Here is a 24,769-nt window from a genome sequence, read left to right as displayed (position 1 = left end):
ATTTACTTTTGAGTCGTTACTTGAACTAGCTTTTCCTCATACATATGCTCTAAAAATGACAGAACCTCTTCTTCACACTGCTCTTTGCTCACATCGTATTTCGTCATAATCTTCGTAACTACTTCACTCACAGCGATTGGCGCAGCAATAAGCTCCCACATCTCGCCTCCAGTTGTTCCTAAGTTGTAGTACTTCCCGTTTTCAATATTGAGCATGACTTTTTCATTACCCATATCACTGACTATATTTCCTTCTCGTTGTGTCACAAGATGATTCATTGAAAGTTGTTTTACTCTAGTCATCCTAATCCTCCTTCTTTCATGCTATCTACTACTTTGGCTACCAATTCGTATGGTGTAAACCTTAAAACAGGCCGGATTAACTGAAACGCTGGAACGTTTCTTAAAATAGTTGAGGAGTACTCGAAATGCCATTTCTTTAACCCTAACCTTTGGACAAGCGAACCTCGAAACGTATGGTGATTCAAAATACGGAAGCCTTCTAACCCGTCAGCTTTTCGAATCTCCGCAGACTCTGAAGTGCTTTTCACAAGTTCAAATATTCCTGCCAGTGGAAGAGACTCATTGTAAAAGCTGGCTTTCACTGGTACCGAGTATTTTGTTTCTCGTTCAAATAAAGGCTCGTATTTTCCTTTATCCATCCCGAAGTTAGCTAAGCTTTCTTCCCACAGCTTTTGCTGGGGATAAGATGGCTGGATAAGGGGAACATTGTCTTGTGAAAACGTGACAGGAATGACGTCATCGCTTATGAGCTTATAGCCTTCTTGAATAAAAGCCGAAGCTAACGTAGATTTACCGGCACCAGAGTTTCCTACAATCGCATACGCTTTTCCGTCCACAGCTACCGCGCTCCCGTGTAGAGGGAGTATGCGCTTTTGCATGAGAAGTACCCCCATGCAAGTGCCTAGGATGTAAAGTCTTACTCGATCTTTGTCAAATTCTTTTAGAGGTACTACGATAATTTCGCTGCCGTTTCGTATTGAAAAAAGCGCTGTATTCGGAACTTCAAACGCAACTTCATCTTGGTGTACGGTGAAGCCTTTTTCTTGATTTAAAAGAACTTTAGTTTCTGTGAAGTCTGCTAGTTTAATTGAAACATCTATATTATCACCTGGAAGATCAAGAGAGTTTAATTCTGGAAGCGGCAGCTCGCTCGAAATCGCAAGCCCAAAAGCACTATAAACATAAACGTTTTGTATCCTAACCATTCATTTCACTCCAGATGTCATCAATTTTTTTGAAAACCCTTATACATCTTTACTTGTATAAGGGCAGTCGTTTCCACTCACTACCTGAGATTAACTATAATGAATTGTTTCATCTGGATCAGGCTGTACCGCGTCAGGTATACTTAATCCAGGTCCAGCCATTGTCATGTTCACATCAAGTACTTCTAATACCGGCTTCTCCCATTCTCTTTTCATCGTATCACCTCCCTTCAAGTCAGCCTTTTCATGAATCGATAGAGAATCAAACTGCGCATGAGCACTCTGAAATCATGATGAAATACATATTCAGGCCGCGGGTTGTCTCTTAGATTTTCCATAGCGGATTTAATTACGGCCATATCTACGTATCCTGACATGAAGTCCGCTTTCGTCACCAATTCCATTTCATTCATAAAGAGACTCCAATCCGACGTCATGCGCTGAATTCCGTCTGCTCCTTGTACACCTCTTACTTTTTGATTAAGCCTGATAGTATCTGGAAGAAAGCCTTTGGTTGCTCTTCTAATAAGCGATCGGTCTTGGCCATTTTGTACAAACTGGTTTTCTGGTACGGATAAGCAAAATCGAACAACTCTTAAATCATTTGTAGGATCCCGGTCCCACAGAGAGTGATGTAAAGATAGCTTAGTCGTATACGTTCCGTTTATGCTCCAGTAGTACGGCTTTGCAAATTGAATTCTTTTAATTTCGTATGCACTTTTATCCAACAGTCCTTTTGTATTTACTCCGTGCTGTTCCAGCTTGTCGTATACGCGAAACTTCTGCGCAAAGTCTGGGTTGATAAACGGCGTAAAAGGTGGTGGACTCTTCTTTGAAAGCAGCGAATGCACTTTCGGGAACGCTTTCTTTGCTACAACAGGGAAAACGCGCGATTTTTTGACGCCTAACTGTCGACTGTACAAATGAACTTCACGCAGAAAGCTACCTAGGTTGGCACGCTTTAACAGCTTTGCTTGATAATCGAGAGCCGGCCCCCACGACACCGTCCAGTTTCCTCTTTGACCATTTAGCAGAACGCCCATTCCTTGCTTGGCGGCTTGCTCATAAATTCCTTTTAGCCAAAAGCTATTTTCATAGAATTTGTACGGCGCCTCTACTATATCGAGCCATTCATCAATCTCAGAAAACGGACTTTTTTCTTCAAAGTTGAAGTAGTTATCTTCTATGTTCCCTACGTACTGAACCGTCGATTGAATAAGAGGTTTTTCATTGGCTACTCTGCTTTTAGGTGACCAATCCTGAAAACCATCTATCGGTACGTAGCTAAACGTATGTAATTTTTTATTTTCTTTAGAAAGAGTTCGGGAAGCAAAGCTTGCTACTGAACCCGAATCTAACCCTCCGCTCAAATGAGCGCCAACTTTTTTTCGCGTTCGCAGTTTGGAATTCACAGCTTGTTGAAACACTTCGTAAAAAGCTTCTTCATACTCTTCATTCGACTTTAAACGCAATGGCTCTTGCCTATTGAGCGTGCAGTACCTCTTAAGCTGAAACGTATTACCACGCACCGTAATGGAATGAGACGGAGGCACTTGCTGAATGGCTTTGTAAACCGTTGACGATGCATCCGTCGATTCAAACGTAATGGGGATGGCTAAAAACTCGGCAAGCCATTCTTCATTTATCTCTTTTTTTATGTATGGTAGAGAAAATAACGGATTCATGGCTGTACAAAATGAGAATCTTCTGTCATCTTTATAGAAATAAAGAGTTCGGTTACCAGAAAAATCTCTGGCAGCAAACAGCTGCTGCTTTCGCTCATCCCAAATGACAAAAGCGAAATCACCGACTAGAAACTTTGGCGCTTCTTCTTCCCACTTCTCATACGCCAGTAAAATTAATTCACTATCCGTTATCGTACTCTGTGTATCATGAACGTGTAGCTTCCTAAACAGCTCTTCGCGATTATCAATAATTGCATCTGCCGTGACGGCGATCTGCTTTTCATAGTCATAATAAGGCAGCTGTTCACCCACGGACTCCGGTGTAATCCATTGTGTATGACTGATGAGCGCCACCTTGTCTTTTTTCCATGATCTTGTGTTATCTGCCTGATATTGTGATAAGCACTCCAGGAGACTCATCATATTCTCTTGGGATACCGGATTATTGTTCCTATGATAAATTCCAGCTATGGCACTCATTCTGTCTCCTCTCACGACATAAGATATAGGACTCGTTCTTCATTAAGAACATAAAGTTTATATTTCATCGCCCTTTGTTCTTAATTAAGGACATAATAGCAAATTTATTCCTATTATGACTAGTCATAACTTAGCTTTTCAGGATTAACGGCCAAAAACAATACTTTTATACTAGATAATATGAATCAAAAAAGAGAAGATATATGTATCTATTACCTGTTTAGGTGTGGGGAAAAGTAAATGATATGATGAAGGTTACGGTTTTAAAACAATAGAAACAAATGTAAAAAAGCATTAGTCATAATTCGACCAATGCTTTTATGACTAGTTCGCTATTGAGAACACATGGAGCCACGTAACCCCATATAACAAACCAGCTTGGCTATATGCCTTACTCTTTTAAAATATACCTAAAAACTTCTGTGTTTTCATTCGCTCAGGTCTTTCGCGATAGACCACATCTCCATTTGCAATGGCTTCTGCATTCTCTCTAAGCATAAACTCTTTTGCATTTCCAAATTCTTTTTTTACCACTTCGTATGCATCTTGTAGTGAACTTTTTTCATAGCTTTTAGCATCTGCTCCCGTTGCCACTAAGTGAACACAGCCATGCTCTAAAAACTGAAGTGCAGCTTTCTTCGCTTTGCGTCCATTTTTTCCAGTTAAGCTTTGAGCGGACACTTGTACAATCGCACCATTTTTCACCAGCTGATAAAGCTTTTGTGGATACTTTAAAATGAACTGAGAGCACTCAGGCTCGCTGATTACCGGCACAAGCTCTTTTAACTGCAGCTCGTAGGCAATGGTTTCAAAGTCTTCTCCACCCTTATCAAAAGGCATATGAACAAAGAGATATTTCCCTTTTTCACTTAGCGTCAAATATTCTTGAGAACTGGAGCGTAAAAGGTGCGCTGTTGCTAAAATGCGTTGACCAGGAAGAATCGTAAGAGGTAAATAGGATGATTGTAGCTTTCTATTTGCTTCTTCTACAGATGTAAGAATTTGATGTTTATGCGTCCCCTGCATACTACCGTTAAAGTACGGAGTTGCTATGACGGTCTTTACGCCTTGATCTACTAATTTTTGCGCCATTTGTAAAAACTCACGCTCATCTTTTGGCCCGCTGCCAAATTGAGGTAGAATGTTTGTATAAACGTCTATCATATGTCTACTCCTTACTAATGCATTATCTATATTATTATAATCTACTTAATAGGTATTTTCACACATAGTATCCGACACGCATCGACATATGTGATTTTTTGGTAGTGAAAAAGATGGATTAATACGCGAAATGTGCTAAAAAGGACTCGAAAGGCCTTAATTTTTTCATATACCTGCCGATATAATTAGATTACAAAGTAAAAAAGCGTTCACAATGAACGCTTTTTTTACTCTGCTGCCCAATATTCAATTACCGCTTCCGCCCAAGCTTTGTTCCCTTTTTCATTTGGAGCATTTTTGTCTTCGGTTAAGTACGTTAATAACTCTTCTGAACTCGCTTTTGGCCACTTTTCCCAATGATTGATATATTCATAGCCATGTTCATCTGCAAAAGCTTGCAGCTGCTCTGCTTCTTTCGGGTAGTTAATGGCATTATAGATTGGATGAGAAGGTTGAATAATTGTAACTACGCCGTCTACTTGTTCTTCTACGTGTTTCATAATAATAGACAAGTTATCTAGCGTATTTGTAATGCCAACTACTCCATTATCGTTGGCTAGAAAAGGTTCAAAAATGAGCACATCAGGCTGTGCTGCAATAATCTTTTTGTATGATTGATTCTTCACAAACTGTAACGTGGTCGATTGATCATATTCCTGCACTTCTACCGTCACTAAATCTGATCCATATGTATTCGTTAATTTTTCCTCTACCAAAGCAGGCCAAGCATCACTTTCTTTTGATGTATCTTGGGAACCAGCAATAACAATTTTCAAAGGTTCTCCTGTTTCTTCAGCATTTTGCACCTTTGTTACAATCGCTTCTGGTAAATTTTTTACGTTCCACTCTTTTGCTTCGCTATTTTGAACGGCTACTCTTGTTGGAGAGGCTACGCCCTGTGCGGCAACTTTCTCATTCCAGTACATTTTTCCTACAATAAGAGAAATAACTAAAATAAGAAACGCAATGATGTTAACTGCAATTTTCATTTTCTATCTCCTTTACTAGTGGCTTTCCTTTTTTCTGTTATTATAATATAATTTGAGAGTAATTGAATAAAAATGAGTAAATTTGTCATTTTTTTAATCTTTTTGTCTTAATTCTTAAGAATTAAGGTACACTTGTGTATTTATTATCAAATTTATAAAGAAAGAGAGATTGATATGGAAGAACAGCGTAGAAAAAGAAAGAAGAAGAAAAAAACAGGATTTAAAATTGTTTTAAGCATTTTACTAGTTTTAATTATTGGTATCGGTACCTACTTAGGAGTGCTGTATAGCTCTGTTCAAAGCACGTTTAACCAAACGCATGATCCTTTAACACGAGACGTATCTGAAAAACGCTCAAACAAAGTGAACTTCGGCAATCAAGATCCCATTTCAATTTTACTATTAGGTGTAGATGCGCGTGGCAATGATCGTGGACGCTCTGATAGCCTTATCTTAATGACCGTAAACCCTAAAGATCAATCGATGAAAATGGTAAGTATTCCTCGTGATACCCGTACTGAAATCATCGGTAAAGGCACACAGGACAAAATTAACCATGCGTATGCATTTGGCGGCGTAGATATGGCTGTGAAAACAGTTGAAAACTTCCTAGACGTACCTGTTGATTATTATGTACAAGTCAACATGGAAAGCTTCAAAGACATTGTAGACGCGGTTGGTGGAGTTACGGTGAACAACTCCCTTGCGTTTAACTATGATGGCTATAACTTCTCAAAAGGACAAATTTCGTTAAACGGCGAAGAAGCATTAGCATATTCTCGCATGCGTAAGCAGGACCCAAGAGGTGACTTTGGCCGTCAACAACGTCAGCGTCAAATTATCCAAGCCGTTATTAACGAAGGTGCTAGCGTTAAATCTTTAACGAATTACGGTACAATTTTAGATGCAATCGGTGAAAACGTGAAAACAAACTTAACGTTTGATGATATGAAAGAGATTCAGGCTAACTATCGCGATGCACGCCATACGTTAGATCAGCTTGAAGTTGAAGGCAGCGGTGGCAAAGTGAACGGTGTCTATTACTACAACGTATCAGAAGAAAACCGACAACAGCTATCATCTGCTTTCAAAGAACATTTAAATCTAAACTAAAAAAAGAAGGCTCTCTAAATATAGAGGGCCTTCTACTTTTTTACTCTGCTACAGTTACGCTAACTGCGTCCGTACTTTTTGTCGACTTATTATCTCCAGCTTTTACGAAAACACGAACTGCATACTTGCCTGACTTTTCTAATGGATACTTAAATGAACTATCCGTTGAATAAGAAGTTTTCTTGATAACTTTACCATCTTTATGAACATAATATGCATACTTTAAGTTATCTCCAGTTGCTTTAACTTCTACTTCTAATCTTTTATTCCCAAAATTATTAATAGATGCTTCTTCAATTTTAACTTGGTTATTCTGCTCCACTTGTTTATCTGCTGAAGCTTTATCATTAGAGTCATTGCTACAACCACTGAATAATAATAAACCCGTCACTACAGGAACTAACAATTTTGCTTTCATTTTATTCACCTCAATAATAGATTATTGGCTATGCCTTTTAAAAGAAAAGTAATGCACCTAGTAAAACGGTAAAAAGAGATAAGAATAGTAACTGTAAATTCAACGTCACTTTTTTCCGTTTATCTATCTTGTTTTTTTGATAACGCTTTACACGTTCATCAATAGGATATAGTGGCCCATTATAGGCAACCTTATAGCTATCATCCGTCTCAGTTTCAACTTTCGCCTGCTTTTGGAGCATATCTTGCTTATATTTTTTCTTTTGCCCTTCACTTAACTTATTGAACCAGTCGATAAATTTTTTGTATCTCGCTATTACTCTCCTAGCCTCTCCAAATTGTCGAACTTCACCAAAATGAATCCACATCACCTTATCACAAATAGTTCTAATTTGAGATAGAGAGTGGCTAATAAAGAAGATGGTTTTCCCCTCTTCCTTAAATTCATTAATCTTGGTTACACATTTATCATAAAAGGTTTGATCTCCTACTGATAACGCTTCGTCCACAATTAGAATATCAGGATTTGTGTGAACAGAAATTGCAAATCCTAACCTAGATTTCATACCACTTGAATAATTTTTAACAGGCTGATTCATAAATTTACCTATGTCAGCAAATTCAATAATATCTGGCGTAATTCTTTTTATTTCATCTTTTGTTAATCCATGCATTAAGCACTTTAATTCAATATTCTCTAAACCTGACAAGTTGCTATTTAAGCCTGCTGATATAGCAATTAAGGACGTCTCACCATTAACGGTCATCTGACCAGATGTAGGCGGAACAACTTGTGACAGTAGGTTTGATAGAGTAGATTTGCCTGACCCATTAATACCTACAATCCCAATTGTTTCACCTTCGTACACTGAAAATGAAACATTCCTTAGAGCATAAAAGCCTTCACTTTTCTTTTTAGGAAATAGTATTTCCTTTAACTTATCTGATTTTTTAGCATAGAGTACATACTTCTTGCTAACATTTTCAAATTTAATCTTTAGCTTCATCGATTTAAGCTCCTAGATTATAAGTAATCAATAAATTTATTTCTAAATTTTATGTGTAATATTGATCCTACTAATAATATTAATAAAGTAACAACCCAAAAATATAGTGTATATATCCAATCTTCATAAAACCATCCGGACCCTAAGATAGAATATCTAAATCCTTCTATGATGTAATAAATTGGGTTTAATTCTAATATTGTTTTAAAAATATGAGGTAATCGTGATGGATCCCATAGAATCGGTAATAAGTAGACCATCATTCGCATAATTGATTGTAACGCTTGTTGAAAGTCCCTTACAATCGTTGCAATTGTTGAACCCAAGAGCGTAAAAGCAAACAAGAATACAAAAAGTGCTACTAAGTAATAAGGAAGCTGCAATAAATGCCACCCAGGGTTAACCCCATAGATCATTAAAATTCCAGCTAAAATCAGTAACATAATAAAAAATTGAAAGCTATTACTAATGATTGTAACAGTTGGAAGCACACTAACTGGAAACTTCATTTTGGATACAAGACTTACTCTTGCATAGACACTGTTACATCCTTGGATAATGGCTGGACTAATAAAAAACCAAGGGATAAGTCCAATAAGTAGCCATACAAAGAATGGTACACCATTAATTGGCTGTCCACCTCGAATACCAAGCCCAAATACTAACCAATAAAGAAGAACCTGCGCAGCAGGACTTAAAACCTGCCACACAGCTCCTAGGTAATGCAATTGATATTTGCCTTTGACATCATAAAGAGCCAAGCGAATAATTAAATGAAAGTTTGAGGATTGTTCTTTCAAAATCCTCCCAATTAAGTTCATGCCATTACTTCTACTTTCTTAAGAAACGCATGTAACGTTCCATAGTTAATGTAGTCAAAGTCGTTAGAACGATTAGCTACTACATTTTTCGTATCGAAAATACGCTTTGTTGCCATACCTTCTAGTTCAGACCAGTTTAACTCTTTGAATTCGTTATGATCCGTCAATACTAGGACAAGATCAGAGTTACGTACTGCTTCTTTAATATCTTGTTCTACCCAATCCTGTTCAACGTGTGGATCAAAAGCACGTACTTCATAGTTGCCTTCAGCTTTTAATAGGTCATAGATTTCCATTGCTGGACTTTCGCGAATATCATCTACGTTTCCTTTATACGTTAAACCGAATACCGTTACGATTTTCCCATTAACTTGTTCCATTAACTTGTTTGTGTTTTCAACAACATAGTGTGGCATTGATGTGTTGATTGTTCGTGCTAGATTAATAAGTTGTGCTGTCTTTGGTGCTTTTGCCACAATAAAGTATGGATCTACAGCTAAGCAGTGTCCACCTACTCCAGGTCCTGGTGTATGAAGGTTTACACGTGGGTGCTTATTCGCCATTTCTACTACTTCTAAAGCATTAATTTCTAGTTCGTTACAAACTTTTGTTAATTCGTTTGCCAGTGCGATGTTTACATCACGGAACGTATTTTCCATTAGTTTAGACATTTCTGCTGTTTTCGCATCTGTTTTAATAATTTCACCCTGTACAAATGTGCTGTATACCATTGCACCAGCTTCTGTACAATTTGGCGTCATTCCACCAACAATACGGTTATTATGAATTAACTCATGAAGGATTTGTCCTGGCAGTACACGCTCTGGGCAGTGTACTAAGAAGATATCCTCTCCTACTGTAAACCCAGCAGCTTCAACCAATGGTTTTACATGATCATCCATGCTTCTTGGCGCAATTGTTGATTCAACAATTACAACGTTACCTTTTTCTAAGTATGGAATAACGTTATTTACTGCGCTTAACACGTAAGATAAGTCACAAGATTTATGTTGATCGTCATGGTTTGGTGTTGGTACTGCAATAATAAAAGCATCTGCTTTTTCAGGTTGTAGCGCCGCACGGAACGTTCCTTTTTCAATTACTTCATTTAATGCTTCTTGTAAACCTGGCTCTTCTAAATGAATTTTCCCATTGTTTAACGATTCAATTACGCGTGAGCTCACGTCTACTCCTACAACGTCTACATCATGTTTTGCAAACATAATGGATGTTGGTAATCCGATATATCCTAGTCCTACTGTACAAAGTTTCATTAGTATTTCCTCCTGCTATTAGGTAACTTTATTTTAAATATGCCTAGCATATTTATAAACTGTTTATTATTCTTAATAGTTTAATTGTAAAGAGCTCTTTGAAATTAATTTATCCCATTCAGTCGTAATTGCTTCCACGCTAAAACGATCATTTACATACGCTTTTGCTTTTACAACCACTTCTTTTTGCTGCTCTTTCTCTAGTGAATTAAATTGAAGAACGCTGGCTACGGATTCTTCCACGCTAGAATAAATATATTGCTTTGGATAGATTGTATCACTACCATCCCAATTTAAGATGACAGGATATGCTCCTGATGCCATTCCTTCACTTGGTGATAGGTGAAAGCTTTCAAAGTCACTAGTAGATAAAATAATACCGACTTTTGATAACCATTCAGATACATCACCGAATCCTTCAAAGATCACAGCATCTTTCCAAGGTGCATTGTCAATTCGTGCGAAGATTTCTTCGTAATATGCTCTTTCTTCATCTTTGTTCCATACCCACGGATATTCTTGTGGCATTTTCCCTTTTACATATAGCTTATAGCGATTATCTTCTTGCCATAATTTTCCTAACATATCCACCGCTAAATCTAAACGTTTACGCTGCGGACAGATTCCGATAATCCCCAGATGATACTGAGCGTCTTCTACTTTAGGCTTATTAAGGTGGCCTGTGTCAACAACGTTATAGATCATTGTCATCTTCTCACGTGGAAAACGGAATACGCGGTAGAATTCCTCATATACGTACGGTGAAATAGCAATAATTTTATCAATGTTATCTAAGTTAAAGCTGAAAGGATACATTGTGTCTCTTTCTTGTAAATGCATACGTACAAATAATCGCTGATGAGGCTTTTTATTTTGTGAATACCATACAGCATTTCCTAGTCCCCACTCACAAACAATGACGTCTGCCCAATTTAAGCACTCGTTACTTTTCTCTTCATCATGAGTGTTATGGCCTGTCCACTCATCTGTTCGAATTTCATACGTAGGTTTGCTCGCTAGATTATCCATGATAATACGAGCAAACTTTAAATCGTGTCCTGCAAATAATACTTTTGTTTTTTTCATAGTTAAAACCTCACAGCTCTACTTTTTTTAGAATAGAATCTAGCTGTTTTGCTTCTTTCTGTCCCACATGTACATAGTTAAATTTGTCACTGCTGAAGAATTGCTTACCAAACCTTGCATACGGCGATAAGTCCTGTTTGTTTTTAAACATTTCTAGTACTTCTTCCAGTGAGTGGTTGCTATATACATTTGTTTTCGCAATTGTTCGTTCTGGTGTTAAAGACGTTACGAACTCGTACTCTTGACCACTATTTTTTTCTTGCAGTTTGTTTTTATTTAACGTGTAATATGTTCGTTTTCCAATAAAGTCACTATCCGTAAACGTTGTACTTAGCATTAAATCTAGTAAATAGTTTTCACCATAATAAGAGTCTTGGCTAAAGTACGTTACGTATGGCGTGTTAATCCAGTCACGAATATTTAAGTAGTTATGCATATAGCTGGCTACGAACGTATGAATAGATGACGTATTATACTTGTTGTATACATCTAGATAACCGTCAAATGTGTCGATCAACACGTATAACTTTTTATTTTCGTAACTTTGACGATTAAATTGATTAACGATGTCTTCAAATTCTTCTTTGCTGTTAGCCATTGCTACAACCGTTACAGTTGGTGACTGAGCGACAAAATTCAGACCAATCTTTTCAATCACGTAACTTAGACGATGCGTATAAGTATGTTTCGTTAATACATCACGAATCCCAATCAATGCTTTTTCTTCGTAATATTCGTTGTTCTCTAGAAGCTGTTTAAACTCTTCATATAGTTCTTCTGGATTTTCAGACATATAAACTAAGTTATCAAAGATATGGTTAATACCTTGAGCATACGTACTAATAACAGGTGTACCGCAAGCTAAACCTTCATATACTCGACGCGAGAACATAGTTGGAGACTCTTTTACTGTATTAACGTTAATCATTACTTTATAGCCTTTGTATGCTTTATCAATCTCGTAATACTTTAAGTTTCCTTTTACGAATGGCTGAAAACGATCTGGAAACTGGTGGTTTGGCATTAGGCCTTTTAAGTTTTGGATATAGTTACGATCATAGATATCTAGTCCGACTTTAGCAGCAGCATCTAACAAACGATCCATATCGATACATCTTTCTTCATGATGACGGTAGTAAGAGCCTGCGAAACAAGCTTTACTTTCACGATTTTCGACAATCTTAATAGGATTGTGAATGGCTGGTTGAGCAGCAAACGGTAGCGCAAAAGCATTTTCGTGACCAGCTTGCTCTTGGTAGAATGGCACCATGTTTTCATCTGTGGTAAAGATATAATCAAATCGTCTAGCTGTTTCAATAAAACGATTAAAGTGAACTGGATCTTCTTTATTCCAAAATACAGTAGGAACATTATTTTCTTTACACCATTGTAATAGAGCGAATAGCGGCTTCATGTTTTCTTCGCCGTAGTATCCAACACGCTTATCCCAAACTCCGCCGTTTCCACGCCAAGCAGATTCAACCATAAGTAAGTCCGGTTGCTCTTTTGTCATCACTTCACGCCAGTTGTCAGGAGTCATCTTAATTAATTGACATTCGTGCTCATAAGAAGCTGTCGTAAACTCATCAAAGATAATAGCCATTTTCATTTGCTTTAATGGCTTAGGTGGTAGAACTTCAAACGCATCAATTTCCGTTTTGTCTACATAGTTAATTGGCTCTTCATTTTCAATGCTCTGCATCTCTTTTACAGTGAATTGCTCTACCTCAAACGAGCCTTTGCCAGACACTCGAAGCGCTAAGCGGAACTGCTTAACATCGGGATGCGCTTGTATTTTCGTTGTCCCGTTAAATTTAAGCTGAAGTACCTGTACTTTCTCATTATCAGAATATCCAATAAACATTGGAATAACCGAAACGCCTTCTTCAACTTTTCCTCTAACAGAGAAGTCATACTCAAACCCCTGCTGCATAGTCATTAAAGGATACGTTGGTAATGACGCAAAGTGGTTATTCTTCTCTTTATATGACATGTATACATTTTTACCCGGTTCTAGCTTTGCTTCTCCATGTAAAGAGTTCTCATTTGTTGATAGCTCTGCTAATTTTTTGGATGCAATGAACCAGCTTGAGTGCTTTAAATCTAACGCTAAACTATTCGTAATTTCTATTTCTTGTTCATCGATATTTAATTGAAGCCCTTTAAAATAACCTTGTCCTGAGACTCGAACTAGGAATTGGACCGAATCCGTTTCCTTTTTAAAACGAAGCTCTGTAGAACGATTCACACTTACTTGATGTAACTCTGTTTGTTTGCCTTGATTGTAGCCCATTACATATAAAGTTAAGTCTACGTCTCCGAACATTTGGCTTGTAGGAGTAATTGTATAGTTATAGTTTGGTTGAATCGATAACTCTCTGTTCTTTTCGTTCATCTCATTAATGCAATGTAAATGCAGAAATTCTTGTCCCGTTAACTTTGATTGAAAAAATTGATTCCACGGATGATAAACTACTTTCCCCGTTGATTTTTCCCATCCTTCTAACGATGTTGCATTTAACGGTACTTTAGTCGATGCGTTAATATAATTTGGACGACGATCGATAGAAAAGTCTTCTTTCCACCAGTAAGCTACATTATTTATACTAATAGATTCAACTGAGAATTGACCTTTTCCAGAAACTCGAATTGCTAAACGCATCGCATCAAATTCGATTTCCGGCTTAATTAAACGCTTAGTGTTTAATTTCAATTCATCAGAATAGACTTTTTCATCATTTTTATAAAACACTAAAGCAAGTCTTACATCTACATCCGCATCTTTATCGCCTGTAAACTCAGCAGCAATATTATTAGCTGTTACAGAGATACTTTGCTTAGGAGCCTGTGAAAAAGCTGCATTGCCTTCTTGATGTGAAATATAGGCAAACTGCTTTTGGTCAAAACTCGCATGGAACGTTTGTTCAAATAGATTGTAATAAAGCTTAGTAGATTTAGGTATGTACCAGTTATTTTGGTCTAAAACAATATACTTTCCTTCTGCTACTAACTCTCCTTGACTCCAAAAAGATTGACTGCCTATGAGAATTTTCTCTAACTTGAAGTTTCCATTGCCTTTAATACGAATTGCTAAGCGGACCTTATCCGTGTTTTCAGCAAAGTGGATAAGCTTTTCACTATTCATTTCAACTCTATGAGTAGTTAGTTTCAATTCGTTACTATACTCAATAATGAATAAATCAACTTCCACGCCTTTATCTTTTGTACCCTTAAACGAAACAGTTTCTTCTTGAGATACAGTAATTAATTCTTCTTTGGGAGGAAGTTGAAAATCTAAGTTTTGTTCACGGTATGTTAAATACGTAAATTCATTAGAACTCAAATTAGTAGTGAAAGTTTTTTGTTCTGGACTAAAGGAAACGTCAATATTGTGCTTTTTAAACCAGCCGTTTGTCATTTCAAGCTCAGCGAACTCAAAATTTGTTATTCGCTGAGACATTGCCCACTTTCTCTTTTGAGTAATCAATTTCATACGATCTTGAATATCAATAATCATCTTTGATTCCCCTTTGATGCTTTTTGCTTAAATATGCGTCTTCTTACTTGCCAATACTTCAGCGTAAGTTTTCCTAAGAACGATTGTGTAAGAGCAGAGTAACGCTTTTCTAATAGCTCATAACGCTTTTGCAAATCATTATATTCTTTTAATTCGCGCTCTCTTAAATTCAGCTGCACGATTAGTTCTTTTTTTACTAACTCTAACTCTTGCTCTAGTACATCAGTCGGGACTCTACTTTTTAATTGCGTGCTCATTGCCTCTACCTCTCCAATGCTCGTGTTTGGTAAACTTTCAAGAAATTAACCTGTTCATTTTCCCAATTATATTTAAATTTAGCAGTTCTACAATTCCTGCTCATTTGATCTCGTAAAGCTGGATTTTCAAGTAACTTGTTAACCGCTTCAGCAATTTCAACATAATTATGTGAATCTACACACAAACCTACATGCTCTGTTTCTACCACTTTCTTAATCTCTGGAAAGTCACAAGCTACAACTGGTACATCGCTCATAATGTATTCGAATAGCTTGTTAGAAGAAGCCGAATAGTGGTTAAAACAAACATTATTTAATACTTGAAAACCTAGATAAGCATTTCTTGTATAGTGTGGAAGCTCATCTAATGGTACTTTTGAAATGAATTTAACCTTATGTTGAAGATTCATTTCTTCAACCATTTTTTCAAGCGTTGGCTTAATTCTTCCATCCCCAACAAACACAAGAACCCCTTCTTTAAATAAAGGAGCTGCTTTTACTAAATTTTCAAGACCTCTTCCAGTTTGGATGCCGCCTTGGTAAAGCAGGATTTTTTCATCTCGTTGCAAGTTTAATAGCGTGTGCATATCTGCTTTCTTTTTTACATCTTTCTTAGGTTGAAACGGATAGTTATATACAACGTGTGGGTAGAACCCATATAAATCTTCATTATATTTAGCTCTGGTATGATTTTCGACGATCATCGTATCAATTCTCTTAATGAAAAAGGCTTCCATCTTTGGATAGAACCCACTGTCATAGCCAGTACGACTCGTCTGGACTTCATGAGAATCATACACTAGTTTCTTTCGCTTAAATCGTAGCTTTGAACAAATATAACCTTGAGGTAACGTATTTAAATCATTGGAATGATAGACATCATACTTCTTACTAAATCCTTTTAAAATCATCCGCAAAATGATGCTGCCTCTAACCCATACCACTTGAAGTTTTGTTTTTAAAAGTGCCAGTGCAAAAATAGTTAAAGGTACCACAATAAAAGGTGCTAGGTAAGCGAGAGCTGCCCATGCTAGAAAAACAAATGGAAGAACCAATTTATTTCTCATTATAAAACGATAAAAAGATTTTAATATCACTAGAGACGATGGGTAACGCTGTACGCGATGGACGTGAAAGTTCTCATTCACTTCTTCAAACTGCTTTAAGCCTTTGAGCTTAGGATCATGAATGCAAATTAAGTCCACTGCATATCCTTCTTCGGATAGTGCTGTACATTCTCTTAGTACACGCGCATCATTCGTAAAATGATTCCATACAAACATGCATACATTTTTTTTCATAGTACTTCAGCTTTATCTCCTGATTCTACTTGGTTTAATTTAAAGGTTGCTAACTTACGATTTTCAATTAAGTTAATTAACACATGAATATTGTTTTCCCAATAGAAGTGTTCTTTCACATATCGCAAACCATTACTCCCCATCTCTTTACGCAAAGACGGATTAGTGTACAGATGTAAAATGTGACGTACCACTTCATCGACGTCGTGAGAATCCGAAACAATTCCCACTCGTTTTGATTCAATAACTTCTTGAGCATATCCGGACACAGCAGCAACAATTGGTATGCCTCGAGTCATATAATCAACAATTTTACCTGGCAAAACCGTTTCAAATACTTCTTTACCGTTCAGCGTTACTAACCCAATATGATGTTGAGAAATAATATCTAGACACTTCTTTCTAGTCGTTGGCTTAATGAAGTTAACGTTAGTTAACTGATGTTGATCTTTAAACTTGATAAATTCTTTCTTTTTAAAGCCGTATCCCATCACATTTAGTTCAATGTCATAGTCATTTAATTGCTTGGCCACTTCCATTAGAACGTTTACGTCTTGAGCTAAACCAATATTCCCCGCATAAATTACCTTAAACTTGCCTTGACCTGCCTCTTGAAATGATACTTCATCTTCCTTAGCAGCGTTGGGCATAAAATGTATTTTTTCTAATGAGATATTATAGTTCTCAACAATAAAGTCAATAAACCCTCTACTGTTGACAATAATTTGGTCTGATTTAATATATAGCAGCTTTTCAAGCTTACTAAAGAGTGATATAACAAACGGATAATTAAATACCCCTACGCCTTTTAACGATTCTGGCCACAAGTCTCTGATATCTAAGATTAGCTTACTACGATAATGGTATTTTGCTACTAATCCTACCACCGCAATAAAAATGGGCGGAGACGTCACGAATACCACATCATATTTTCTTCGATCAAAAAGGATAAATAAAAGCATCTTCAAGGCCATTTCTAAATAAAACCACAAGCGATTCATAATACTTCTAGAATACTTGCGATTTTTCACTTGGATGCGCGTTACATCACGTTCTTCCTCAATCAAATCATCATCCCAAAATTGATTGTCACTATAAATCTTTTTGTTAGGATACATCGGATCTGTTGTTAAGACGTTTACTTCATACTCTTCTTCTTTTAATAATTTATAGATATTTTTTATACGATTACCCGCACTGCCAATTTCCGGATAGAAATTTTGTGAAATCACAAGTACTCTTTTTGACAATCCCTTTTCACTCCAATACGACTTCATCAATTGAGAAGATCGCGCTTCTCAATTGATGAAAGCTGACATTAAGCGTCTACTTTTTCTCTTTTTAACAATTCCTCCATAAAGTTCAGAAGATTGTTTCTCAAGTCATCATGCTGCAAAGCGAATTCTAATGTCGTTTCAATAAACCCTAACTTTTCACCTACATCATAGCGGCGCCCTTCAAAATCATAGGCAAATACGCGCTGAATTTCGTTTAGCTTCTGAATCGCATCTGTTAGCTGAATTTCTCCACCAGCACCAATTTCTTGTTCTTCTAAGAAACGGAAAATCTCTGGTGTGAAAACATAGCGCCCCATAATAGCTAAGTTAGAAGGTGCCGTTCCAGGAGCAGGCTTTTCAACAAATGTATTTACTTGATAGCGACGTCCCTTGTTAGAAATCGGATCCACAATTCCGTAGCGGTGTGTTTGGTCATCATTAACTGTCTGTACGCCAATAACTGATGATAGCGTTGTATCATATTCATTCATTAATTGGCGTAGAGCAGGTGTTTCAGCCTGCACGATGTCGTCACCTAAAAGCACAGCAAATGGCTCATCACCGATAAATTTACGTGCACACCATACAGCGTGTCCTAATCCTTTTGGTTCTTTTTGGCGAATATAATGAATCTCTACATTTGAAGACTGACGCACTTTTTCTAGAATGTCGAACTTCTCTTTTTCTACTAAATTATTTTCTAACTCTGGTGCATAGTCAAAATGATCTTCAATTGCGCGTTTACCTTTACCCGTTACGATGATAATGTCTTCAATCCCCGACTCAATTGCTTCTTCTACAATGTATTGAATTGTTGGCTTATCTACAATGGGTAACATTTCTTTTGGCATTGCTTTTGTAGCTGGCAAGAATCTTGTTCCTAGCCCTGCTGCTGGAATAATTGCTTTTCTAACTTTTTGCATAAGAGAATCCCCTTTTCATTTGCAATTTAGAATTATTTACTTTCACTTTTGAAATATTGAATAATTGCATCTGCAATACGTTGTGATGCAAAGCCATCTCCATACGGATTTGATGCTTTGGACATGCGCTCATACTCTTCTTTATTCGTTAATAATTCTTTCGCAAGGCGGTAAATTGTTTCTTCTTCAACACCCGCAAGCTTTAATGTGCCTGCTTCAATTCCTTCCGGACGCTCAGTTGTATCGCGTAATACAAGAACCGGCACTCCTAAAGATGGCGCTTCTTCTTGTACACCGCCAGAATCCGTTAAGATGATGTGTGCACGTGATGCAAAGTTATGGAAATCTACTACCTCTAACGGCTCGATTAAGTGAATGCGTGAGTCATCACCTAGTACTTCATCTGCTAGTTCACGAACAACTGGATTTAAGTGAACCGGGTATACTACCTGTACATCGTCATGTTCTTCTACAATCCGTTTAATTGCTCGGAACATGTTGCGCATCGGCTCTCCTAAATTTTCGCGACGATGCGCTGTTAATAAAATTAAACGATCGTCACCGATTCCATCTAACACAGGATGAGAATATTCTTCTAAAACAGTTGTTTTTAACGCGTCGATTGCCGTATTACCTGTCACGACAATGCTGCTTTCCTGTTTGTTTTCTTCTAATAGGTTTGCTGATGACTTTGAAGTTGGAGCAAAATGCAAGTCAGCTAATACGCCTGTTAATTGACGGTTCATCTCTTCTGGGTACGGAGAATACTTATTCCATGTACGTAAGCCTGCTTCTACGTGACCAACTTTAATTTGATTGTAGAATGCTGCTAATCCAGCAATAAATGTTGTTGTTGTATCACCATGAACCAATACGATATCGGGCTGTACTTTCCCCATAACGTCGTTTAGTCCTTGCAAGCCTCGCGTTGTTACATCCATTAGCGTTTGACGATCTTTCATAATGTTTAAGTCGTAGTCTGGCTTAATATCAAATACGTGCAGTACTTGGTCTAACATTTCACGATGCTGGGCTGTTACTGTCACAATTGATTCAAACTCTTCTGAGCGTTTATTTAGCTCAAGTACTAGCGGAGCCATTTTAATCGCTTCTGGTCTCGTTCCAAAAATCGTCATTACTTTAATGCGTCTTTCCATGCTGTCACCTATTCTTTCTTAATTTTTTTAAAGAACTAGTCGTAACTAGTTAACATTTCGATGCAGTTCTTTTTCTTTCTTTTTGATAGATTGAAGAACTAATCGTTTAATCTCTTCAAGCTGCTCAATTGATGCATCTTGGTTAATGTAGCGAATCGTTTTCTTTACATTCTTAGGTAAGGTATCAAAATTCTTCATCGTTTATCACTCAATTATTCTTAAAATAGTCCTAAAAACTTTTTTCTTCTAACATGCTCAGGCGGCTCTTTAAAACATGCTTGTCCATTAATAACATGCTCGGCATTATCTAAGAACATATAAACCGTATCAAGTCCGTACTCTTTTTGGACAAGGCTCACCGCTTGCTCCATATTAAAATTTCGATGCTTCAAATCATGTGAGTCTGACGCAATAAAATGAATTAGATTGGCTTCTAATAATTGATTCGAAAAATTTTTAATTTTCTTTCCGAACTGACCAGTTATACTGGAAGCTGTAAGCTGGGCTAATGCGCCTTTCTTCACAAACTCATACAGCAATTCAGGTTCTTCTATCAACCTGCTGTTCCGTTCTGGATGTACAATAATCGGTATTAAACCTTCGGATTGTATATCATATAATAATCTCTCTGCATAGCGGGGGACTTGACTGGATGGAAACTCAACAAATATGTACTTGCCTGTATTATTTAACGTAAGGATTTCACCTTTATGATAATCTTGTAAAATCTCACCATATATACGAATCTCTTGGCCTGGTAAAATAGTCAAAGGTATATTTTCAACCTGCAACCGTTTGTTTAACGTATTGACCGCTTGTTCGATTGTCTGCTTTGTATTAAAGTAACGGCCATTTTGATGGTGAGGTGTAGCGACAATTTTTTTAATACCCTGGGATACAGCTCTTTTAGCCATTTCTACACTCATCTCTTCGTGAACAGATCCATCGTCAATTCCAGGTAAAATGTGACAATGTAAATCAATCATACCAACACCTCATCCTTCTTAAGACCTACCAAAACACTCTTTATGTTAGCACACTAAACTAGGTATTTCTATGTCTTTTTTTGTCGAAAAGTCTCTATACCTTTTTCATTCTGTCTTATTACACAAACTATTTCCCATTATTCAACCTGATTTTTCGACTTTTTACAGACGAAAAACCGCATTTTACGACATATAAAGACTACAGATATACGTCACTTTTATTTTATGGAAGTAAACACAAATAAGACACGAAGACTTCTCTAAAGAAGTCTTCGTGTCTTATTTTATTGACCAGAACCATAGTAATAGTAATAATTACCTTCTTCTTGTGGTCTGCCATTTAGTACAACACCCAACAGCTTACCTTTTTGCTTCTGCAAAATATCTTTTGCTTTTAACACAGCTTCACGTTCTGTTTGTCTACTGCGAACAACAAGTAAAATCCCCTCACATTTATTAGCTAAAATATGAGAATCCGTAACGGGTAACACTGGTGGTGTATCAAAGATCACCATATCAAATTGCTTATACATCTCTTGAATTAAGCTTTCCATCGCTTGTGAAGCTAACAACTCAGATGGGTTAGGCGGAATTGGTCCACTAGTTAGCACCCATAGGTTGTCCACATGAGACTCTTGGATACCAGATGCTAGATTTGTTTGCTTTGCTAGAACGTTAGTCAAGCCAATATGATTTTCTAACTGAAACGTATACTGTACGCTAGGTTTACGCATATCTGCATCTACAAGCAATACTCTCTTTCCTTGCTGGGCAAAAACAACAGCTAAGTTCGCAGCCGTTGTAGATTTCCCTTCCGATGCTAGAGTTGACGTTACCATAACAGAGCGCATTTCGCCGTCAATACTTGAAAATTGAATATTTGTTCGAATTGTACGATACTGCTCACTTATCGGTGATTTCGGCTTTTTATGAGAGATTAAGCTACGTATATGAGTTAATCGGTTAGATGATGATACGCCTTTTCTTTTCTTAAACAACTTACCCACCGTATGTCTCTCCTCTCACCGCATGATTTGCGCCTGTTGGTGTTACTCGAGTTCCTTCAAGTTCGCGGTCTTTAATTACTGAAATGGAGCCGATAACTGGAAGATCCAATATCGTTTCTACATCTTGCTCGGTCTTGATTGTATTATCCAGGTATTCTAATAAGAAAGCTAAACCAACACCAAGCATAAGCCCAACTACAATCGCAATCGCAATATTCATTAATGGCGCAGGCTTAATTGGGTTTAAGCTGTCAGCTAACTCTGCTTTTGATAGAATACTAACGTTATCAATGCTCATAATGCTAGAAATTTTCTCTTGGAACACATCTGCCGTCGTGTTGGCAATATCCGTTGCGCGCTTCGCGTCCGTGTCTTGTACGACGATATGCGCTACTTGAGAATCCTGGGAGTTCGTTACTTGTACTTGGCCGCTTAGCTGCTTAGCCGTTACGTTTAAATTAAGCTTTTTAACAACATCCTCTAAAATAACAGGACTTGTAATGATCTCGTTGTACGTACTAATTAACTGAATGTTTGTTTGTATCGTGTATGCATTAAGGGGCTGCTGTTCTGAACTTTCTTGATTCACAAGAATTTGCGTTCTTGCTTGATAGACAGGCGTTAACACAAAGAAACTAACGATACCGCTTATCATCGCTGCGATAATTGTAATGAGCGCAATAAGCCAAAGACGTTTCTTTAACGTACCGAACAACTGTCGTAAATCAATTGTCTCTTCCATTGGTGACCTCCGAATTAAAAGATTGTAGCTTCGTAAAGACTCTATTTACCATTATAATTCACAAAACTATTCTTTTCTACATATTCCTGTAAATCTTGTGATTATTTAGTACTGTTTATATCGGCATAGATAGAATATTATTTACTAGATTCATTACATCATTTTTTAATTATTGATTAAAGTTTTCTCTGTCTTACATTTGAGCTAATAACTTTTTTACTGAATGTGTAATTCCTCAAACGTTAGCCATTTCTCTAGCTGTTCCTGCCAAACGATGTTGTACGCCTCCTTTTTGATTTGGGTGAGATGCGATGATTGATAATTGACCCTCTATTTTAAATGTTTCGACTTTATTTGGGAGAATAAAATGATCGCCTTTTTGCAATGGAAACTGACCTTCACTTGTAATCAGCGTTCCTTTCCCGTCGACTACACTTCCAAGCGTAAACGGTCCATCTTGAAATAGCTCAGCAGCTGTGTCAATATCCCATTTATAGACGGTAAAGTAGTCTTCTTCTACAAAGGTCGTAATGGTTGCTCCGTTAACTTTCGTGAATGCTGCCTCTAACTTTGTAGCCGTATGAGGAATTGTTGTTACTTCAATCGCTTTGTCAATATGAAGCTCACGCAGCTGTCCATCTTGTCCTGGGCGTTCGTAGTCATAGACGCGGTACGTTGTATCCGAGCTTTGCTGCGTTTCTAGAACGAGAGTTCCTTTACATAACGCATGGATCGTTCCGCTTGGGACATAGAAAAAGTCACCAGGCTTGATTTTAACCCGCTGCAATAACTCATCCCACTGACCTTCTTGAATCATATGAACAAATTCTTCTTTTGACTTTGCCGAATGTCCGAAAATCATGTCCGCACCCTCATCACAATCAATGATGTACCAACATTCCGTTTTTCCAAGCTCTCCAAATTCATACTCTTTCGCATACTCATCGTTTGGGTGAACCTGTACAGATAAGTCATTGTTCGCGTCTAGGATTTTCGTTAAAAGAGGAAATCGATCGCTTTCAAAGTATCCAAACAAATCAGGACGTTCTAACCATAGCTCGCCTAGCATTTTACCTTCAAGGTCTCCGTAGCGCACCATGCTTTGACCATTGGGATGAGCAGAAATAGCCCAGCACTCACCGGTTTGGTTTGATGGAATCTCATAACCGTACGTATTACTTAGCTGAGTTCCTCCCCAGATTCTCTCTTGGAAAATAGGTTTTAAAAAGATTGGCTGTTTCATTATTACTGAACCTCGTTTACTATTTTTATAATTTTATCTGTAAGCTTATTGAGCTCATTATCTGATTTATAGATTGTTAACGCGTCCAGCTGTTCGTTAAGACTTTCAATTACTTTAAGAAACGGTAGTTCTTCTTGGGAGATAAGCTTGCACAGGTTATGCTCTGTCATATAACGAATCGTATTTCGGTCTTCCTGCATACTTTGACGATTGATGAGTAGAAGTGAACTGCTTCCTGCTAAAGCTTCACTAATCATCCCCCATCCAGCTTTTGTAACAACCACATCAGCTGCTGCAAGATAGTTTTGTGATTCTGTATAAGAAAGTGGAACTTTTACCACGTTATAAGCGTTGATGGAAACATTTTGAGAAACAAGGAATACACAATCTTGACTGTCCCAAAGCTTAAAATCTTGAAGCGTCTTCACATCTACTTTCATGCCTAATCCAAAGAAAATAATAGACTTATCTTTATTTGGATTAAGCTCTCTTTGAATTCTCTTTACTTCGCTGTCTGAAATGTTTCTTGAGAAGAAACCAACCTGCTGATAGCTTGAGCTCCAGTGGCGCTCGTTGTATCCTGCTAATTCAAAGAAAAACGTTACTTTTTCATACTGCTTTTCTAAAAAAGCAAGAAGCTTCATATTAATTAAATCTGTATACGCTCCGTGCCAAGTAAAGTTTGAGATAGCAATCGATGGAATCTTTACCTCATAGGCAGCTGCAATACCTAGAGGTGAAATATCAGAAATGACGCTGACTACTTCATAATCTTCAAGAAACTGCTTTTCTTGTTCGCACAGATAATCCCACTTTACAATCCAAGTTTGTACTTTCTCATTTAAAGCATTCACATCAGGCTCCAGCGAATCATCATGAAGCACATATCCTACGTCAGTAGCAACCTCTCGAAAATAAACTCGGTTTCCATATTCTTTTAATGACTCTTTAACAAAACCCAAAGCAAATGAATGACAAACAATCAGTTTGATATGCGCATCAGCATTTAATAGCTGCCTGATGACCGCAATGCTTCGTCCCGCGTGTCCATATCCATAATCAGAAATATAATAAGCAATTGTTTTCACGATCTTT

At 37.3% G+C, this 24,769-nt stretch carries 23 protein-coding genes and 1 pseudogene; 1 reads left to right on the top strand and 23 read right to left on the bottom strand.

Going from position 1 to position 24,769, the window contains the following annotated elements; all coding sequences use genetic code 11:
- Positions 1-2: 2 nt before the first annotated feature.
- The 6 genes from NIZ91_05780 to NIZ91_05755 all read right to left on the bottom strand — a co-directional run bounded on the left by NIZ91_05780 (position 3) and on the right by NIZ91_05755 (position 5,546).
- Complete coding sequence (locus tag NIZ91_05780) at positions 3-302, bottom strand: lasso peptide biosynthesis PqqD family chaperone (protein ID USY56161.1); 300 nt, start codon at positions 300-302, stop codon at positions 3-5.
- Positions 299-1,228 carry an aldolase gene (locus NIZ91_05775; protein USY56160.1) on the bottom strand — a complete coding sequence of 310 codons (930 nt, stop codon included), beginning with the start codon at positions 1,226-1,228 and terminating at the stop codon, positions 299-301. Before NIZ91_05775 ends, NIZ91_05780 begins: the two co-directional genes overlap by 4 nt.
- Positions 1,229-1,318: 90 nt before the next feature.
- Positions 1,319-1,444 carry a paeninodin family lasso peptide gene (locus tag NIZ91_05770; GenBank protein ID USY56159.1) on the bottom strand — a complete coding sequence of 42 codons (126 nt, stop codon included), beginning with the start codon at positions 1,442-1,444 and terminating at the stop codon, positions 1,319-1,321.
- A gap of 14 nt (positions 1,445-1,458) precedes the next feature.
- Entirely contained in the window at positions 1,459-3,393 is a 1,935-nt protein-coding gene (locus NIZ91_05765; protein ID USY56158.1) for an asparagine synthase-related protein, read from the bottom strand.
- Positions 3,394-3,792: 399 nt separating this feature from the next.
- Positions 3,793-4,557, bottom strand: a complete 765-nt coding sequence (locus NIZ91_05760) for a tyrosine protein phosphatase (GenBank protein USY56157.1) — start codon at positions 4,555-4,557, stop codon at positions 3,793-3,795.
- Positions 4,558-4,784: 227 nt separating this feature from the next.
- A complete protein-coding gene (locus tag NIZ91_05755; protein ID USY56156.1) occupies positions 4,785-5,546 on the bottom strand; it encodes an SGNH/GDSL hydrolase family protein in 762 nt (253 codons plus the stop codon).
- 174 nt (positions 5,547-5,720) lie between these two features.
- On the opposite strand from NIZ91_05755, the gene NIZ91_05750 reads away from it, so the two are divergent.
- The gene (locus NIZ91_05750; GenBank protein USY56155.1) at positions 5,721-6,659 is read left to right on the top strand and encodes a LytR family transcriptional regulator; all 939 of its coding nucleotides are present in this window, start codon (positions 5,721-5,723) and stop codon (positions 6,657-6,659) included.
- A 40-nt stretch (positions 6,660-6,699) separates the two neighbouring features.
- Here NIZ91_05750 and NIZ91_05745 read toward each other — a convergent pair whose 3' ends face one another.
- The 17 genes and pseudogenes from NIZ91_05745 to NIZ91_05665 form a co-directional block, all read right to left on the bottom strand.
- Positions 6,700-7,077 (bottom strand): hypothetical protein, encoded by a 378-nt coding sequence (locus NIZ91_05745; protein ID USY56154.1) that lies wholly within the window; start codon positions 7,075-7,077, stop codon positions 6,700-6,702.
- A 40-nt stretch (positions 7,078-7,117) separates the two neighbouring features.
- Positions 7,118-8,083: pseudogene (tagH, locus tag NIZ91_05740) on the bottom strand (teichoic acids export ABC transporter ATP-binding subunit TagH).
- 17 nt (positions 8,084-8,100) lie between these two features.
- Entirely contained in the window at positions 8,101-8,904 is an 804-nt protein-coding gene (locus NIZ91_05735; GenBank protein ID USY56153.1) for an ABC transporter permease, read from the bottom strand.
- The gene (locus NIZ91_05730) at positions 8,901-10,178 is read right to left on the bottom strand and encodes a nucleotide sugar dehydrogenase (protein USY56152.1); all 1,278 of its coding nucleotides are present in this window, start codon (positions 10,176-10,178) and stop codon (positions 8,901-8,903) included. The genes NIZ91_05735 and NIZ91_05730 overlap by 4 nt, the downstream gene beginning before the upstream one ends.
- Positions 10,179-10,250: 72 nt before the next feature.
- Positions 10,251-11,264, bottom strand: coding sequence for a glycosyltransferase family 4 protein (locus tag NIZ91_05725; GenBank protein USY56151.1), 1,014 nt, complete (start codon positions 11,262-11,264; stop codon positions 10,251-10,253).
- Positions 11,265-11,274: 10 nt separating this feature from the next.
- Positions 11,275-14,781 carry a glycosyltransferase gene (locus tag NIZ91_05720; GenBank protein ID USY56150.1) on the bottom strand — a complete coding sequence of 1,169 codons (3,507 nt, stop codon included), beginning with the start codon at positions 14,779-14,781 and terminating at the stop codon, positions 11,275-11,277.
- Entirely contained in the window at positions 14,778-15,038 is a 261-nt protein-coding gene (locus NIZ91_05715; GenBank protein USY56149.1) for a hypothetical protein, read from the bottom strand. The genes NIZ91_05720 and NIZ91_05715 overlap by 4 nt, the downstream gene beginning before the upstream one ends.
- Positions 15,039-15,043: 5 nt before the next feature.
- Positions 15,044-16,339 carry a glycosyltransferase gene (locus NIZ91_05710; protein ID USY56148.1) on the bottom strand — a complete coding sequence of 432 codons (1,296 nt, stop codon included), beginning with the start codon at positions 16,337-16,339 and terminating at the stop codon, positions 15,044-15,046.
- Complete coding sequence (locus tag NIZ91_05705) at positions 16,336-17,589, bottom strand: glycosyltransferase family 4 protein (GenBank protein ID USY56147.1); 1,254 nt, start codon at positions 17,587-17,589, stop codon at positions 16,336-16,338. Before NIZ91_05705 ends, NIZ91_05710 begins: the two co-directional genes overlap by 4 nt.
- A 68-nt stretch (positions 17,590-17,657) precedes the next feature.
- The gene (galU, locus tag NIZ91_05700) at positions 17,658-18,539 is read right to left on the bottom strand and encodes a UTP--glucose-1-phosphate uridylyltransferase GalU (protein USY56146.1); all 882 of its coding nucleotides are present in this window, start codon (positions 18,537-18,539) and stop codon (positions 17,658-17,660) included.
- A gap of 32 nt (positions 18,540-18,571) precedes the next feature.
- Positions 18,572-19,696, bottom strand: coding sequence for a UDP-N-acetylglucosamine 2-epimerase (non-hydrolyzing) (gene wecB, locus NIZ91_05695; GenBank protein USY56145.1), 1,125 nt, complete (start codon positions 19,694-19,696; stop codon positions 18,572-18,574).
- A gap of 45 nt (positions 19,697-19,741) precedes the next feature.
- The gene (locus tag NIZ91_05690; GenBank protein ID USY56144.1) at positions 19,742-19,894 is read right to left on the bottom strand and encodes a hypothetical protein; all 153 of its coding nucleotides are present in this window, start codon (positions 19,892-19,894) and stop codon (positions 19,742-19,744) included.
- A gap of 20 nt (positions 19,895-19,914) precedes the next feature.
- The gene (locus NIZ91_05685) at positions 19,915-20,682 is read right to left on the bottom strand and encodes a tyrosine protein phosphatase (protein USY56143.1); all 768 of its coding nucleotides are present in this window, start codon (positions 20,680-20,682) and stop codon (positions 19,915-19,917) included.
- 284 nt (positions 20,683-20,966) lie between these two features.
- Positions 20,967-21,632 (bottom strand): CpsD/CapB family tyrosine-protein kinase, encoded by a 666-nt coding sequence (locus tag NIZ91_05680; GenBank protein USY57100.1) that lies wholly within the window; start codon positions 21,630-21,632, stop codon positions 20,967-20,969.
- Positions 21,633-21,681: 49 nt separating this feature from the next.
- A complete protein-coding gene (locus NIZ91_05675) occupies positions 21,682-22,431 on the bottom strand; it encodes a Wzz/FepE/Etk N-terminal domain-containing protein (protein ID USY56142.1) in 750 nt (249 codons plus the stop codon).
- Between the two features lie 235 nt (positions 22,432-22,666).
- Positions 22,667-23,677, bottom strand: coding sequence for a mannose-6-phosphate isomerase, class I (gene manA, locus NIZ91_05670; GenBank protein USY57099.1), 1,011 nt, complete (start codon positions 23,675-23,677; stop codon positions 22,667-22,669).
- A complete protein-coding gene (locus tag NIZ91_05665) occupies positions 23,677-24,762 on the bottom strand; it encodes a hypothetical protein (GenBank protein USY56141.1) in 1,086 nt (361 codons plus the stop codon). Before NIZ91_05665 ends, manA begins: the two co-directional genes overlap by 1 nt.
- Between the last annotated feature and the right edge of the window lie 7 nt (positions 24,763-24,769).

Source organism: Bacillus sp. 1780r2a1 (genome assembly GCA_024134725.1).
Taxonomy (GTDB): Bacteria; Bacillota; Bacilli; order Bacillales; family Bacillaceae_H; genus Priestia; species Priestia aryabhattai_A.
The sequence above is the reverse complement of the archived record's forward strand: the minus strand, read 5'-3'. Positions and strand labels throughout refer to the sequence as shown.

What these genes read in the sequence shown, in the direction of transcription:
- NIZ91_05710 (USY56148.1), bottom strand. Translation starts at nt 16,339, where the DNA reads ATGAAAAAAAATGTATGCATGTTTGTATGGAATCATTTTACGAATGAT.
- wecB (USY56145.1), bottom strand. Translation starts at nt 19,696, where the DNA reads ATGGAAAGACGCATTAAAGTAATGACGATTTTTGGAACGAGACCAGAA.
- NIZ91_05775 (USY56160.1), bottom strand. Translation starts at nt 1,228, where the DNA reads ATGGTTAGGATACAAAACGTTTATGTTTATAGTGCTTTTGGGCTTGCG.
- NIZ91_05715 (USY56149.1), bottom strand. Translation starts at nt 15,038, where the DNA reads ATGAGCACGCAATTAAAAAGTAGAGTCCCGACTGATGTACTAGAGCAA.
- NIZ91_05765 (USY56158.1), bottom strand. Translation starts at nt 3,393, where the DNA reads ATGAGTGCCATAGCTGGAATTTATCATAGGAACAATAATCCGGTATCC.
- galU (USY56146.1), bottom strand. Translation starts at nt 18,539, where the DNA reads ATGCAAAAAGTTAGAAAAGCAATTATTCCAGCAGCAGGGCTAGGAACA.
- NIZ91_05745 (USY56154.1), bottom strand. Translation starts at nt 7,077, where the DNA reads ATGAAAGCAAAATTGTTAGTTCCTGTAGTGACGGGTTTATTATTATTC.
- NIZ91_05685 (USY56143.1), bottom strand. Translation starts at nt 20,682, where the DNA reads ATGATTGATTTACATTGTCACATTTTACCTGGAATTGACGATGGATCT.
- NIZ91_05675 (USY56142.1), bottom strand. Translation starts at nt 22,431, where the DNA reads ATGGAAGAGACAATTGATTTACGACAGTTGTTCGGTACGTTAAAGAAA.
- NIZ91_05720 (USY56150.1), bottom strand. Translation starts at nt 14,781, where the DNA reads ATGATTATTGATATTCAAGATCGTATGAAATTGATTACTCAAAAGAGA.
- NIZ91_05735 (USY56153.1), bottom strand. Translation starts at nt 8,904, where the DNA reads ATGAACTTAATTGGGAGGATTTTGAAAGAACAATCCTCAAACTTTCAT.
- NIZ91_05725 (USY56151.1), bottom strand. Translation starts at nt 11,264, where the DNA reads ATGAAAAAAACAAAAGTATTATTTGCAGGACACGATTTAAAGTTTGCT.
- NIZ91_05730 (USY56152.1), bottom strand. Translation starts at nt 10,178, where the DNA reads ATGAAACTTTGTACAGTAGGACTAGGATATATCGGATTACCAACATCC.
- NIZ91_05760 (USY56157.1), bottom strand. Translation starts at nt 4,557, where the DNA reads ATGATAGACGTTTATACAAACATTCTACCTCAATTTGGCAGCGGGCCA.
- NIZ91_05690 (USY56144.1), bottom strand. Translation starts at nt 19,894, where the DNA reads ATGAAGAATTTTGATACCTTACCTAAGAATGTAAAGAAAACGATTCGC.
- NIZ91_05770 (USY56159.1), bottom strand. Translation starts at nt 1,444, where the DNA reads ATGAAAAGAGAATGGGAGAAGCCGGTATTAGAAGTACTTGATGTGAAC.
- NIZ91_05755 (USY56156.1), bottom strand. Translation starts at nt 5,546, where the DNA reads ATGAAAATTGCAGTTAACATCATTGCGTTTCTTATTTTAGTTATTTCT.
- NIZ91_05750 (USY56155.1), top strand. Translation starts at nt 5,721, where the DNA reads ATGGAAGAACAGCGTAGAAAAAGAAAGAAGAAGAAAAAAACAGGATTT.
- NIZ91_05780 (USY56161.1), bottom strand. Translation starts at nt 302, where the DNA reads ATGACTAGAGTAAAACAACTTTCAATGAATCATCTTGTGACACAACGA.